Genomic DNA, 12,563 nt, shown 5'->3' on the forward strand with positions numbered 1-12,563 from the left:
CACCTGGCGTCGTCGACGCCCTGATCCCTGGAGGTCCGATGGCCGACCCGGCCCGCGCACGCAAGCTGGCCGTGCGCATCCGACAGATCGTGTCCGCCGCGATCGAGTCCCAGATCAAGGACCCCCGCCTGGGCATGGTGACCGTCACCGACACCCGGGTCACCAGTGACCTCCGCGAGGCCACGGTGTTCTACACCGTCTACGGCGACGAGACGCAGATCGCCGACTCGGCCAAGGCGCTCACCAGCGCCACCGGGGTGCTGCGGTCCACGGTCGGCCGGCAGACGGGCATCAAGTTCGTCCCGTCGCTGACCTTCGTGGCCGACATCGTCCCCGACACGGCCCGGGAGCTCGAGGAGGCCCTCGAGCGCGCCCGGCACGCCGACGCCGAACTCGCCCGTGCCCGGGAGGGCGCCAGCTACGCCGGCGAGCCCGACCCCTACCGGAAGCCCGCGGAGGACGACGAGGAGCACGACCTCGACGACGACGCCACCGGCGATCCGGCCGGCTCCGGAACTGCAGATGACGAGGGCGAGGACGCCGCCGTCGAGACGAGGAGCGCGCTGTGACCGAGAACGACCCGGATCCGTACGAGCCCGACGAGGGCCAGGGCAGGTCCGTCCTCGGTGGGGTACCCGTGCCCGACGCCGGTGACCCCACCGACGGTGGCAAGCACGGTGAGATCGGTGAGGTGCCGAGCATCGCCGAGGACGAGCCCGACGACGGCGGTCCCGGCTACCCGGTGGGCGGCGGGGACATCACCGAGCAGCAGGGCGGCCGCATGGCCGACCCCGACCCCGGCGCGTGACGCCCGCGATCCCGTCGGGCAGCAGCACGGCCGGCGACCTGGCGGGCGCCGCCCGCACGGCCGCCGCGGTACTGGCCGAGGCCGCGCAGGCGCGGGCCACCGTGGTCCTCTCCGGCCACGTCCAGCCCGACGCCGACGCGCTCGGCAGCACCCTGGCGCTCGCCGAGGGGATGCGACGCCGTGGCGCCCGCGTGCTGGCCACCTTCCCCGGACCGTTCACCCTGCCGGCCTCGCTCGGCTGGATCCCGGGGGCGGAGGGCCTGGTGCCCTCGGGCTCGGTGCCGTCGTCGCCGGACGTCTTCGTCAGCCTCGACGCGGCCTCCCCTGGGCGGCTCGGTGAGCTCGCTCCCCTGCTGGACCGGGCCGGCACGTCCGTCGTCGTCGACCACCACGCCAGCAACCCCGGCTTCGGCCGGGTCCGGCTGGTCGACCCCACGGCGCCGGCGACGGTGACGCTGGTGGCCGAGCTGCTCGACGGCGTCGGCGTGGCTCTGGACGCCCAGCTGGCCACCTGCCTCTACGCGGGCCTCGCCGCCGACACCGGGTCCTTCCGCTTCGGCAGCACCCGGCCCGAGACGCACGAGCTGGCGGCTCGCCTGCTGAGGACCGGGATCGACCACGCGGCCATCAGCCGCCGCCTGTTCGACACCGCGCCCTTCGGCTGGCTCGGGCTCCTGTCGGTCGTCACCGGCCGCGCCGTCCTGGAGACCCAGCTCGGCGCCGGGCTCGTCTGGACGTGGTCCAGCACCGCCGAGGCGGCCGAGCACGGCCTGCCCGGGGAGCAGCTGGAGGCGCTCGTCGACGTCGTCCGCTCGGCGCAGGAGGCCGACGTGGCCTGCGTGCTGAAGGGCCAGGACGACGGGTCGTGGTCGGTCTCCCTGCGGTCGCGCGGGGCCACCGACGTGGCCCGGGTGGCCATGGCCCTCGGCGGGGGTGGGCACCGCGCGGCCGCCGGCTACACCTCCGTCGCCGACCGTGAGACCACCATCTCCACCCTGCGCGCCGCGCTCCGTGAGATGTCCGCCTCCGGCCGACCATGACCCCGCGGTCCTCCCGACCGTACCGCGGCCAGGAGTCGTCCCCGATCGCTGCTGAGCCGGATCCGGCAACCGGATCGGAAGGCCCCCGGCCCCCGCTCCGCGGGCCGTCGATCGTCGGGTTGGCCCTTCCGGCCCTGGTCGTGCTGGCGGCCGAGCCGATGTACCTGCTGGTCGACACCGCCGTCGTCGGGAATCTGGGCACCGTGGCGCTCGGTGGTCTCGCCGTCGGTGGCGGGCTGCTGGCCTGGGCGGCGGCGCTGCTGAACTTCCTGGCCTACGGCACCACCGCGCGGGCCGCCCGCCGGGCCGGTGCCGGCGACCGCGCCGGCGCGGTCGAGGAGGGTGTGCAGGCGACGTGGCTCGCCGTCGTCCTCGGGGTGCTGGTGCTCCTGCTGTTCCAGCTGCTGGCCGGCCCGCTCACCCGCGCCCTGGCCGGGGGCGCGGGGCCCGTCGCCGAGGCGGGCGAGGGCTGGCTGCGGATCGCCTCGCTGGGCGCTCCGCTGCTGCTGGTGTCCCTCGCCGGGAACGGTTGGCTGCGCGGCGTGCAGGAGCTCCGCCGGCCGGTGCGCTACGTCGTCGCCGGCAGCCTCCTCAGCCTCGTCCTGTGCCCGCTGCTGGTGCACCCGGCCGGGCTCGGGCTGGCCGGCTCCGCCGTGGCGAACGTGACCGGGCAGGCGCTGACCGCGGTCTTGTTCGTCCGGGCGCTGCTCCGCGAGGGCGCCGCCTGGCGGGCCCGGCCCCGCGCCATCGCGCGGCAGCTGGTCATCGGCCGCGATCTGCTGCTCCGCGCGTCGGTCCTGCAGCTGTCCTTCCTCGTCGCCGCGGGTGTCGCCGCGCGGACCGGTACCGCCGCGCTCGGCGCCCACCAGATCGCCCTGCAGCTCTTCTTCTTCCTGGCGCTGGTCCTCGACGCGTACGCCATCGCCGCCCAGACCCTCGTCGGCCACGCGCTCGGGGGCGGGCGTCCCGACGAGGCCCGCGCGACCGCCCGGCGGGTCGCGGGGTGGGGGCTGGCCACCGGCTGCCTCGTGGCCGTCGTCCTGCTGGCGCTGCGCGAGGTGCTGCCGCCGCTGTTCACCGACGACCCGGAGGTGCTCGCGCAGGCCGCCGTCGTCTGGTGGTTCCTGGCCGGCTTCCAGCCGCTGGCCGGGCTGGTGTTCGCCCTGGACGGCGTGCTGATGGGCGCCGGCGACGTCGGCTACCTGCGGACGACCACCATCGCCGCCGCGGTCGCGGGGTTCCTGCCGCTGTCCCTGCTGGCCGGCCCGCTGGACCTCGGGCTGGCCGGGATCTGGACGGGGCTCACCCTGTTCATCGGGCTGCGGCTGGTCGCGGTCTCCGTCCGGATGGCGGGTGACCGCTGGCTGGGGACGCCTGAGAGTGTGAGGGCGTGAGCCCCCGCCGCCCCGATGCCGACGTGCCTCCCGGCCTCCTGCTGGTCGACAAGCCCGGCGGCATGACCTCCCACGACGTGGTCGCCCGGGCGCGGCGGGCGCTGTCGGTGCGCAAGGTGGGGCACGCGGGCACCCTCGACCCGATGGCGACCGGCCTGCTGGTCCTCGGCGTCGGTGCGGCCACCCGCCTGCTCGGTCACGTCGGCGGGCACGACAAGACCTACGCGGCCAGGATCCGCCTCGGTCAGGCCACCGTCACCGACGACCGGGAGGGGGAGGTCCTGACCACCACCTCGGCCGCCCACCTGGACGACGACGCGGTCCGCACCGCGCTGGCCGGGCAGACCGGCCCGCTGCAGCAGGTGCCCTCGGCGGTCAGCGCGGTGAAGGTGGACGGCCGTCGCTCCTACGACCGGGTGCGGGCGGGGGAGACGGTGGAGCTCGCGCCCCGCTCGGTGACCGTGCACCGGCTGGAGGTGCACCGCATCACCCGGCCGGCCCCGGACCTGGTCGACGTCGAGGTCACCGTCGACTGCACCGCCGGCACCTACATCCGGGCCATCGCCCGCGACGCCGGCGCCGTCCTCGGCGTGGGCGGGCACCTCACCGCCCTCCGCCGCACCGCCTCCGGCCCGTTCGCGGTGGCGCAGGCGGGCAGCGTGGAGGACAGCGCGGCCTCGCTGCTCGCCGGTGGCGGAGCGGGGTTCCTGGGGCTGACCGAGGCCGCCCTGCTCGTCTTCCCCGCCCGGGAGCTCACGGCCGAGGAGGCGCGGGCGCTGCGCTACGGCCAGCGCATCGCGGCGACCGGGGCCGCGGGGCTGCACGCCGCCGTCGGCCCCGACGGCCGGCTCGCCGCGCTCGTCGACGACGCCGGTCGCACCGCGCGCGTGGTGGTCGGCTTCCCACCCAGGTGAACCCGACCGGCGAGCGCACCGGCGGTTGACCGCCGGGCGGCCCGGGAAGGTGAGGGCCATGAGCGTCGTGAAGATCAACGCGATCACCGTGCCGAAGGACAAGCAGGAGCGGTTCGAGGAGCGCTTCCGCGGGCGCGCCGGGGCCGTCGAGAGCACCCCCGGCTTCGAGTGGTTCGAGCTCCTCCGCCCGGTGGAGGGCACCGACCAGTACCTGGTCTACACCCGGTGGAGCAGCCAGGAGGCCTACGAGTCCTGGCAGTCCAGCCAGGAGTTCGACCGCGCCCACGACGGGGGTGGCGACACCCTCGCCTCGGCCGCCCCGCACTCGGCCCACGTGTGGACCTACGAGGTGCTCGAGTACGCCGGGCCGAAGGCCAACCAGGGGAACCAGGTCTGACCGGGGTTACTGTGACGGCGCCGGTCCCGCACACCGTGGGGCCGGCGCCGACCCAGCGCGCCGCTGGACCGGCGCCTCGTCACAGCACGCCCAGGTAGGAGCCATGACCGACACGCTCTCCGACAGCCGAACCACGTCCCGGATGTTCGTCGACGGTGTGCCGGTGGTCGTGGAGGACGTGACGCGCCGCCCCGCCGCCGAGCGGGAGGGGCTGCTGGCCGACCCCGGGTTCGGCCGCTACTTCACCGACTCGATGTTCGTGGCCCGCTACGAGGCCGGTCGCGGCTGGTACGACGCCCGGCTCACCCGGTACGCCCCGCTCCAACTGGACCCGGGCGCCGCCGCGCTGCACTACGCGCAGTCGATCTTCGAGGGGCTCAAGGCCTACGCCCAGCCCGACGGCAGCGTCGCCACCTTCCGCCCCGAGGCCAACGCCGCACGCTTCGTCCGCAGCGCCGAGCGGCTGGCCATGCCGCCCGTGCCGGAGGAAGCCTTCCTCGCCGGCGTCGACGCGCTGGTCTCCGCCGACCGCGACTGGGTCCCGACCGGCCCGGACCAGACGCTGTACCTGCGGCCCTACCAGCTAGCAGTGGAGTCCTTCCTCGGTGTCCGCCCGGCGCACGAGTACCTGTTCCTGATCATCGCCAGCCCGGCCGGGGCGTACTTCCCGCGCGGCGTCCAGCCCGTGTCGGTCTACGTCTCCGAGGACTACGTCCGGGCGGCGCCGGGCGGCACCGGCGACGTCAAGTGCGCCGGCAACTACGCCGCGAGCCTGCTGCCGCAGCAGCAGGCCAGCGCCCTCGGCTGCGACCAGGTCGTCTACCTCGACGCCGTGGAGAAGAAGTACATCGAGGAGCTCGGCGGGATGAACCTGTTCTTCGTCCGCGGCTCCGGCGACGACGCCGAGCTGGTCACCCCCGAGCTGTCCGGCACCCTGCTGCCGGGCATCACCCGCGACTCCCTCATCACCCTCGCCCGCGACGCCGGACACCGGGTGACCGAGCGCAAGGTCAGCCTCGAGGAGTGGCGCAGCGGCGTCGCCGACGGCTCGATCACCGAGACCTTCGCCTGCGGCACCGCCGCGGTCATCACGCCCGTCGGCGAGGTCAAGGCCCGCACCGGCGACTTCACCATCGGCGACGGCACCCCCGGCCCGCTCACCATGCGGCTGCGCGAGACGCTGCTCGACATCCAGCACGGGCGGGTGGCCGACACTCACGGCTGGCTGCACCGGGTCTCCTGACCGGGCCGGGAGCGGGTCGCGTGCTGCGCTGGCGGGGGCTGGAGGCCACCCCGGGGGACCTCGGCCGCACCGTGGTCACCGTCGGCATGTACGACGGCGTGCACCGCGGGCACCAGAAGCTGATCGGCGCCGCGGTGGCGCGGGCCCGGGCGATGCGCCGCCCGTGCCTGCTGCTGACCTTCGACCCGCACCCGGCCGAGGTGGTGCGCCCGGGCTCGCACCCGGCGATCCTCACCTCGCTCGACCGCAAGGCCGAGCTGGTCGCCGAGCTCGGGGTGGACGCCATGTGCGTGCTGCCGTTCACCACCGACTTCATGAGGCTGCCGCCGGAGACCTTCACCCACACGGTGCTCGTCGAGCGGCTGCACGCGGCGCAGGTGGTGGTGGGGGAGAACTTCACCTACGGCCACCGCGCCTCGGGCACGGTGCAGAGCCTCACCGCGGAGGGGCGCCGGTTCGGGTTCGCCGTCGAGGGCGTGCCGCTGGCGAACGACTCCTCCGAGGACGGCGAGGTGACCATCTCCTCGACCTACATCCGCGCCTGCGTCGCAGCGGGGGACATGGTGCCCGCGGCCCGCGCCCTCGGCCGGCCGCACCGGGTCGACGGCGTCGTCGTGCGCGGCGACCGCCGGGGCCGGGACCTCGGCTACCCGACGGCCAACGTGGAGACCCCCGCGTACACGGCCATCCCGGCCGACGGCGTCTACGCCGGGCACCTGGTCACCCGTGATCCACGCAGCGGCGTCAGCCGGGACCGCTTCCCGGCCGCCGTCTCGGTGGGGACCAACCCCACCTTCCAGGGCAGCCGGCGCACGGTGGAGGCGTTCGTCCTCGACTACGACGGCGATCTCTACGGCGAGCACGTGGGCGTGGAGTTCGCCCAGCGGCTGCGGCCGATGGCCGCGTTCGCCGACGTCGAGGGGCTGCTCGCCGCGATGGCCCAGGACGTCGCCGACACCCGCTCCGTGCTGGGGATCTGACCGCCGCTGGTAGTCTCGTGGAGGCCGTGCGTGCACGGCTGTGTGAAGCCTGCCCTCGTGAGTCAGACCGGGGGCCACACGGAACCCGCCCAGGAGGCGAACCATGGCGCTCGACAGCGCGACGAAGCAGCAGATCATGACCGAGTACGCGACGGTCGAGAAGGACACCGGTTCGCCCGAGGTGCAGGTCGCCATGCTGACCCGCCGGATCAGCGGCCTCACCGAGCACCTGAAGGCGCACAAGCACGACCACCACAGCCGGCGGGGCCTGCTCCTGCTGGTCGGCCGGCGTCGCCGGCTGCTGAACTACCTGGCGAAGACCGACATCAACCGGTACCGCTCGCTGATCGAGCGGCTCGGCCTGCGCCGCTAGCACGTCGAGGGGACCGCTCCCGGATCGATCCGGGACGGTCCCCTCTCTCGTACGGCACCCGCCGTCCGAGTCTCCAGGCCCCGGCCGACCGCCCCGCGAAGGGCCGGTCCTCGGTAGTGGCCCCCGGGACGCATCGCTTCCTCCCCGCGGGGGAACAACACCGCCCGAGGGCTTCGATCGAAGACCGGTCGCCCCCGGACGCAGGTCGGCGCGAGGCGCCGCAAGAGGAACGTCGCGGTATGCGACGAAGAGAGAAGGACTGATGTCCGCACCCACCACGCAGGGCAGCATCGCTGCCGAGTTCGACCCCGAGGACGGGGTCACCACCGCCACCGCGGTGATCGACAACGGCAGCTTCGGCAGCCGTTCGATCACCTTCGAGACCGGTCGGCTCGCCCGCCAGGCCGCCGGTTCCGTCGTCGTCACCATGGGCGACACCATGCTGTTGTCGGCCACCACGGCCGGCCGCCAGCCCAAGGAGCAGTTCGACTTCTTCCCCCTGACGGTCGACGTCGAGGAGCGGATGTACGCCGCCGGGCGCATCCCCGGCTCGTTCTTCCGCCGCGAGGGCCGGCCGTCCGAGGACGCGATCCTCACCTGCCGCCTGATCGACCGCCCGCTGCGCCCGACCTTCGCCAAGGGCCTGCGCAACGAGGTCCAGGTCGTCATCACCGTCCTGTCGCTGGACCCCGAGCACCTCTACGACGTGCTCGCCATCAACGGCGCCTCGGCGTCCACCCAGCTGTCCGGCCTGCCGTTCTCCGGCCCCGTCGGCGGCACCCGGGTGGCGCTGATCAACGGCCAGTGGGTCGGCTTCCCGACGCAGACCGAGCTCGAGGACGCCGTCTTCGACATGGTCGTGGCCGGCCGGGTCCTGCCCGACGGCGATGTCGCGATCATGATGGTCGAGGCCGAGGCCACCGAGAAGACCATCTCGCTGGTCGCCGGCGGCGCACCCGCCCCGACCGAGGAGATCGTGGCCCAGGGCCTCGAGGCGGCCAAGCCCTTCATCAAGGCGCTGTGCGAGGCGCAGGCCGCCGTCGCCGAGAAGGCCGCCAAGCCGGTCGCCGAGTTCCCGCGCTTCCTGGACTACCAGGACGACGTCTACGCCGCCGTCGAGGCGCAGGCCGGCGACAAGCTCGCCCAGGTCCAGCAGATCGCCGGCAAGCAGGAGCGCGAGGAGGCCACCGACGCGCTCAAGGACGAGGTCAAGGCCGCGCTCGCCGGTCAGTTCGAGGGCCGCGAGAAGGAGATCTCCGGCGCCTTCCGCGCACTGACCAAGAAGGTCGTCCGCCAGCGGATCCTGCGCGACAAGGTCCGCATCGACGGCCGTGGCCTCACCGACATCCGGCCTCTCTCGGCCGAGGTCGAGGTCATCCCGCGGGTGCACGGCTCGGCGCTGTTCGAGCGCGGCGAGACCCAGATCCTCGGTGTCACCACGCTCAACATGCTCCGCATGGAGCAGCAGCTCGACACCCTCTCGCCGGTCAGCCGCAAGCGCTACATGCACAACTACAACTTCCCGCCGTACTCCACGGGCGAGACCGGTCGCGTGGGCTCGCCCAAGCGCCGCGAGATCGGCCACGGGGCGCTCGCCGAGCGGGCGCTGCTCCCGGTGCTGCCCGACCGCGAGGAGTTCCCCTACGCGATCCGGCAGGTGTCCGAGGCGCTGGGCTCCAACGGCTCCACCTCGATGGGTTCGGTCTGCGCCTCGACGCTGGCCCTGCTCAACGCAGGTGTGCCGTTGAGGGCACCGGTCGCCGGCATCGCCATGGGCCTGGTCTCCGACGAGGTCGACGGCAAGACCGAGTACGTCGCGCTGACCGACATCCTCGGTGCCGAGGACGCCTTCGGTGACATGGACTTCAAGGTCGCCGGCACCAAGGACTTCGTCACAGCCCTCCAGCTGGACACGAAGCTCGACGGCATCCCCTCCGACGTCCTCGCCGGTGCGCTGACCCAGGCCCGCGCGGCCCGGCTGCACATCCTCGACGTCATGGGCGAGGCCATCGACGGCCCGGACGAGATGAGCCCCTACGCCCCGCGGGTGACCACGGTGCGCATCCCGGTCGACAAGATCGGCGCGGTCATCGGCCCCAAGGGTCAGATGATCAACGCGATCCAGGACGAGACCGGCGCGGACATCACCATCGAGGACGACGGCACGATCTACGTCGGTGCCTCCGACGGCCCCTCGGCCCAGGCCGCGGTCGACCGGATCAACGCCATCGCCAACCCGCAGATGCCGAAGGTCGGCGAGCGCTTCCTCGGCACGGTCGTCAAGACCACGCCGTTCGGCGCCTTCGTCTCCCTGCTGCCGGGCAAGGACGGGCTGGTGCACATCAGCAAGCTCGGTGGCGGAAAGCGCATCGGCAAGGTCGAGGACGTGGCCAACGTCGGCGACAAGCTGCAGGTGGAGATCACCGACATCGACGCCCGCGGAAAGATCAGCCTCGCGCCGGTCGCCGCCGAGGGTGCCGACACGCCCGCCGAGGCTCCGGCCGAGGCCGCTCCTGCAGGTGAGTGACCACGACTGATCTGATCCGGGCCGGGGCGGGTGCTGACGCACCCGCCCGCGCCCGCCCGACCCGCCCCCACCCTCCAACCCCGCCGCCCCGCCCCGCGCCCCCCCCCCCCCCCCCCCCCCCCCCCCCCGGCTCCCGTAGGGACGACCGCGCTGCTCGACCTCGACGAGGTCGGGGGCCGGGTGGAACGCACCGAGCTCCCTGGGGGCCTGCGGGTGCTCACCGAGACGATGCCGGGTGTGCTGTCGGCAACCCTCGGCATCTGGGTGGGCGTGGGCTCGCGGGACGAGACGCCGGCCGTGGCCGGCTCGTCGCACTTCCTCGAGCACCTGCTGTTCAAGGGGACGACGTCGCGCGGCGCGCTCGAGATCGCGACGGCCATGGACGCCGTCGGCGGTGAGATGAACGCCTTCACCGCCAAGGAGCACACCTGCTACTACGCGAACGTGCTCGCCAGCGACCTGCCCCTCGCGGTGACCCTCCTGGCCGACCTGGTCACCGACGCGACCAACACCGCGGCGGACCTGGAGGCGGAGCGCACGGTGGTGCTCGAGGAGATCGCCATGCGCGACGACGAGCCCTCCGACGCCGTGCACGACCTGTTCGCCGAGACGCTGTACGGCGACACCTCGCTCGGCCGCTCGGTCCTCGGCACGATCGAGTCCATCGAGGGGCTCACGCGCGACGACGTCGACGGCTGGTACCGCTCCCGGTACGCGATGCCCTCGATCGTCGTCACCGCCGCCGGCCGGGTGGAGCACCAGCAGGTGCTCGAACTGGTCACCGCCGCATTCGGCGAGCGACTGGCCGGCCCGGCGCGGCCGGCGCCGCTGCGCACGGGGGACGTCGACCTCGTGCGCCCCGCGCGGCCTGTCGGGCTCATCCCCCGCCGGACCGAGCAGACGCACCTGCTGCTCGGCACGCCGGCGATGGGGCGGCAGGACGAGCGCCGTTACGCGGCCGCCGTCCTCGACGCGGCCGTCGGTGGCGGCATGAGCTCGCGGCTGTTCCAGGAGATCCGCGAGAAGCGGGGGCTCGTGTACAGCGTCGGCTCGGCGCTCACCCACTACGCCGGTACCGGGGCCTTCTCCGTCTACGCCGGTTGCTCCAAGAAGCGGGTGCCCGAGGTGCTGCGGCTGGTCCGGGAGGAGCTGGGCCGGGTGGCGGCCGACGGGCTCACCGCCGAGGAGGTCGCCCGGGCGCGGGGCCAGCTGCGGGGTGGGTTGGTGCTCGGGCTGGAGGACACCGGCTCCCGCATGAGCCGCCTCGGGAAGAGCGAGCTGTCCTACGGCGAGTACGTGCCGGTGCGCGACGTGTTGGCGCGCATCGACGGTGTCGACGAGGGGCAGGTCCGGTCGGTCGCGGCGGAGCTGTTCGGCCAGGAGACCTGCCTGGCCGTCGTCGGCCCCTACCGTGAGTCCGACCTCGACCGGCTCTGAGGGGCGGGGACACACGGTGGGCGGGGCGCTGGCCCGGGCCGTGTTCGCCGTCGCCCTCGTGGTGTCACTCGTGGTGCTGTTCGCCCCCGGGTCGGGCGTGCCCTCGGCGCCACCGGGCGTCGACAAGGTCGTCCACCTGCTGGTCTTCGCCGGTCTGGCGGTCACGGGTCGGTGGGCCGGCGTCGCCCGGACGCCGCTCGCCGTGGCGCTGGCGCTCTACGCGGTGGGCAGCGAGCTGGTCCAGGGGCTGACGCCGCTCGCGCGCTCGGCGTCGGTGGCCGACGGCGCCGCCGACCTCGCCGGCGTCGCGGCCGGCCTGGTGCTCTGGGCCTGGGGCGCCCGCCGAACACGTTGATCCGTGGGGCTGTCTTGCGTCGTGGCCGTCGGCCGGGAAACCTGACCGCGTGACCACCAGCGCCCCCCACCTGCAGCCCGGCTCTACCGACCCCGAGTCCTCGCTGATCCCCGTGGGCGTGCTCGGTGCCCGCGGACGGATGGGGACCGAGGTGGTCAAGGCGGTGAGCGACGCCGACGACCTGGAGCTCGTGGCCATGGTCGACGACGGCGACTGGCTGTTCAACGTGGCCGACGCCGGCGCTCAGGTGGTCGTCGACTTCACCCGCCCGGACGTCGTCATGGACAACATCCGGTTCTGCATCGACAACAACATCCACTGCGTGGTCGGCACCACCGGGTTCGACGAGGCCCGGCTGGCCACCGTGGCCGAGTGGCTCGAGCCCAAGCCCGACCTCGGGGTGGTCATCGCCCCCAACTTCGGCATCGGCGCCATCCTGTTGATGCGCTTCGCCCAGGAGGCGGCCCGCTTCTTCCCCTCGGTGGAGGTGGTGGAGCTGCACCACCCGAACAAGGTGGACGCACCGTCGGGGACCGCGGTGCGCACGGCCCGCCTGGTGGCGGCCGCCCGGCGGGCGGCAGGCCTGCCGCCCGCGCCCGACGCGACATCCGACGAGCTCCCGGGTGCCCGGGGGGCCGACGTCGAGGGCGTTCCCGTGCACGCCGTCCGGCTCACCGGCCTGGTCGCCCACCAGGAGGTGTTGCTGGGCGCCGCGGGGGAGACACTGACCCTGCGGCACGACTCCTACGACCGGGCCTCGTTCATGCCCGGTGTCCTCCTGGCGGTCCGGGGGATCGGCCGGCGCCCGGGTCTGACCGTCGGCATCGACAGCTTCCTGGGCCTCTGACCACCCGCTCGCGGCTGTGTGAACGACGGGTGTCGGGCGGGCGGCGAGGACGTGGCGGGCGTCACCGGGGGGTCGGGTTGCACGGGGCTGGTGGGGGCGTGTAACTTTCTCTTTGCGCCGCGCGGCCCGGAAGGGCCGCCGGACCAGCCCCCCGCTCGACGGGCTGCTGGAAACCGGCGTAGAGTTGGACATCCAGCCAGGGACGAGGCCCGGAAGGGTTGAGTGTCTGCGCGTCCGCTCCTTGAGAA

Annotated in this window: 13 protein-coding genes; all 13 read left to right on the forward strand. The window is 73.9% G+C overall.

The window, feature by feature from the left end; translation table 11 throughout:
* Window positions 1-38: 38 nt before the first annotated feature.
* Window positions 39-569 (forward strand): 30S ribosome-binding factor RbfA, encoded by a 531-nt coding sequence (rbfA, locus tag ACI791_RS17605; RefSeq protein ID WP_456587213.1) that lies wholly within the window; start codon window positions 39-41, stop codon window positions 567-569.
* Window positions 566-808: a hypothetical protein gene (locus tag ACI791_RS17610; protein ID WP_347057542.1), complete on the forward strand. Its 243-nt coding sequence runs from the start codon at window positions 566-568 to the stop codon at window positions 806-808. The genes rbfA and ACI791_RS17610 overlap by 4 nt, the downstream gene beginning before the upstream one ends.
* Window positions 805-1,848: a DHH family phosphoesterase gene (locus ACI791_RS17615; protein WP_456587214.1), complete on the forward strand. Its 1,044-nt coding sequence runs from the start codon at window positions 805-807 to the stop codon at window positions 1,846-1,848. Before ACI791_RS17610 ends, ACI791_RS17615 begins: the two co-directional genes overlap by 4 nt.
* Window positions 1,849-1,967: 119 nt before the next feature.
* On the forward strand, window positions 1,968-3,242 hold the full coding sequence (locus ACI791_RS17620) for an MATE family efflux transporter (RefSeq protein ID WP_456587215.1): 1,275 nt from the start codon (window positions 1,968-1,970) through the stop codon (window positions 3,240-3,242).
* Entirely contained in the window at window positions 3,239-4,156 is a 918-nt protein-coding gene (gene truB / locus ACI791_RS17625; RefSeq protein ID WP_456587216.1) for a tRNA pseudouridine(55) synthase TruB, read from the forward strand. The genes ACI791_RS17620 and truB overlap by 4 nt, the downstream gene beginning before the upstream one ends.
* Window positions 4,157-4,214: 58 nt before the next feature.
* Entirely contained in the window at window positions 4,215-4,553 is a 339-nt protein-coding gene (locus ACI791_RS17630; RefSeq protein ID WP_347057538.1) for an antibiotic biosynthesis monooxygenase family protein, read from the forward strand.
* 103 nt (window positions 4,554-4,656) lie between these two features.
* A complete protein-coding gene (locus ACI791_RS17635; RefSeq protein ID WP_456587217.1) occupies window positions 4,657-5,796 on the forward strand; it encodes a branched-chain amino acid aminotransferase in 1,140 nt (379 codons plus the stop codon).
* Window positions 5,797-5,816: 20 nt separating this feature from the next.
* Complete coding sequence (locus tag ACI791_RS17640; RefSeq protein ID WP_456587218.1) at window positions 5,817-6,776, forward strand: bifunctional riboflavin kinase/FAD synthetase; 960 nt, start codon at window positions 5,817-5,819, stop codon at window positions 6,774-6,776.
* Window positions 6,777-6,879: 103 nt separating this feature from the next.
* Complete coding sequence (rpsO, locus tag ACI791_RS17645) at window positions 6,880-7,149, forward strand: 30S ribosomal protein S15 (RefSeq protein WP_347057535.1); 270 nt, start codon at window positions 6,880-6,882, stop codon at window positions 7,147-7,149.
* Window positions 7,150-7,411: 262 nt separating this feature from the next.
* Window positions 7,412-9,676, forward strand: a complete 2,265-nt coding sequence (locus ACI791_RS17650) for a polyribonucleotide nucleotidyltransferase (protein ID WP_347057534.1) — start codon at window positions 7,412-7,414, stop codon at window positions 9,674-9,676.
* 180 nt (window positions 9,677-9,856) lie between these two features.
* Window positions 9,857-11,113: a M16 family metallopeptidase gene (locus tag ACI791_RS17655; RefSeq protein WP_456587219.1), complete on the forward strand. Its 1,257-nt coding sequence runs from the start codon at window positions 9,857-9,859 to the stop codon at window positions 11,111-11,113.
* 16 nt (window positions 11,114-11,129) lie between these two features.
* A complete protein-coding gene (locus tag ACI791_RS17660; RefSeq protein ID WP_456587220.1) occupies window positions 11,130-11,468 on the forward strand; it encodes a VanZ family protein in 339 nt (112 codons plus the stop codon).
* Between the two features lie 49 nt (window positions 11,469-11,517).
* Window positions 11,518-12,315, forward strand: coding sequence for a 4-hydroxy-tetrahydrodipicolinate reductase (gene dapB, locus ACI791_RS17665; RefSeq protein ID WP_456587221.1), 798 nt, complete (start codon window positions 11,518-11,520; stop codon window positions 12,313-12,315).
* Window positions 12,316-12,563: the final 248 nt, after the last annotated feature.

The organism is Blastococcus sp. SYSU DS0973, assembly GCF_054051055.1.

What these genes read in the sequence shown, in the direction of transcription:
- rbfA (WP_456587213.1), top strand. Translation starts at nt 39, where the DNA reads ATGGCCGACCCGGCCCGCGCACGCAAGCTGGCCGTGCGCATCCGACAG.
- ACI791_RS17630 (WP_347057538.1), top strand. Translation starts at nt 4,215, where the DNA reads ATGAGCGTCGTGAAGATCAACGCGATCACCGTGCCGAAGGACAAGCAG.
- ACI791_RS17635 (WP_456587217.1), top strand. Translation starts at nt 4,657, where the DNA reads ATGACCGACACGCTCTCCGACAGCCGAACCACGTCCCGGATGTTCGTC.
- rpsO (WP_347057535.1), top strand. Translation starts at nt 6,880, where the DNA reads ATGGCGCTCGACAGCGCGACGAAGCAGCAGATCATGACCGAGTACGCG.
- ACI791_RS17650 (WP_347057534.1), top strand. Translation starts at nt 7,412, where the DNA reads ATGTCCGCACCCACCACGCAGGGCAGCATCGCTGCCGAGTTCGACCCC.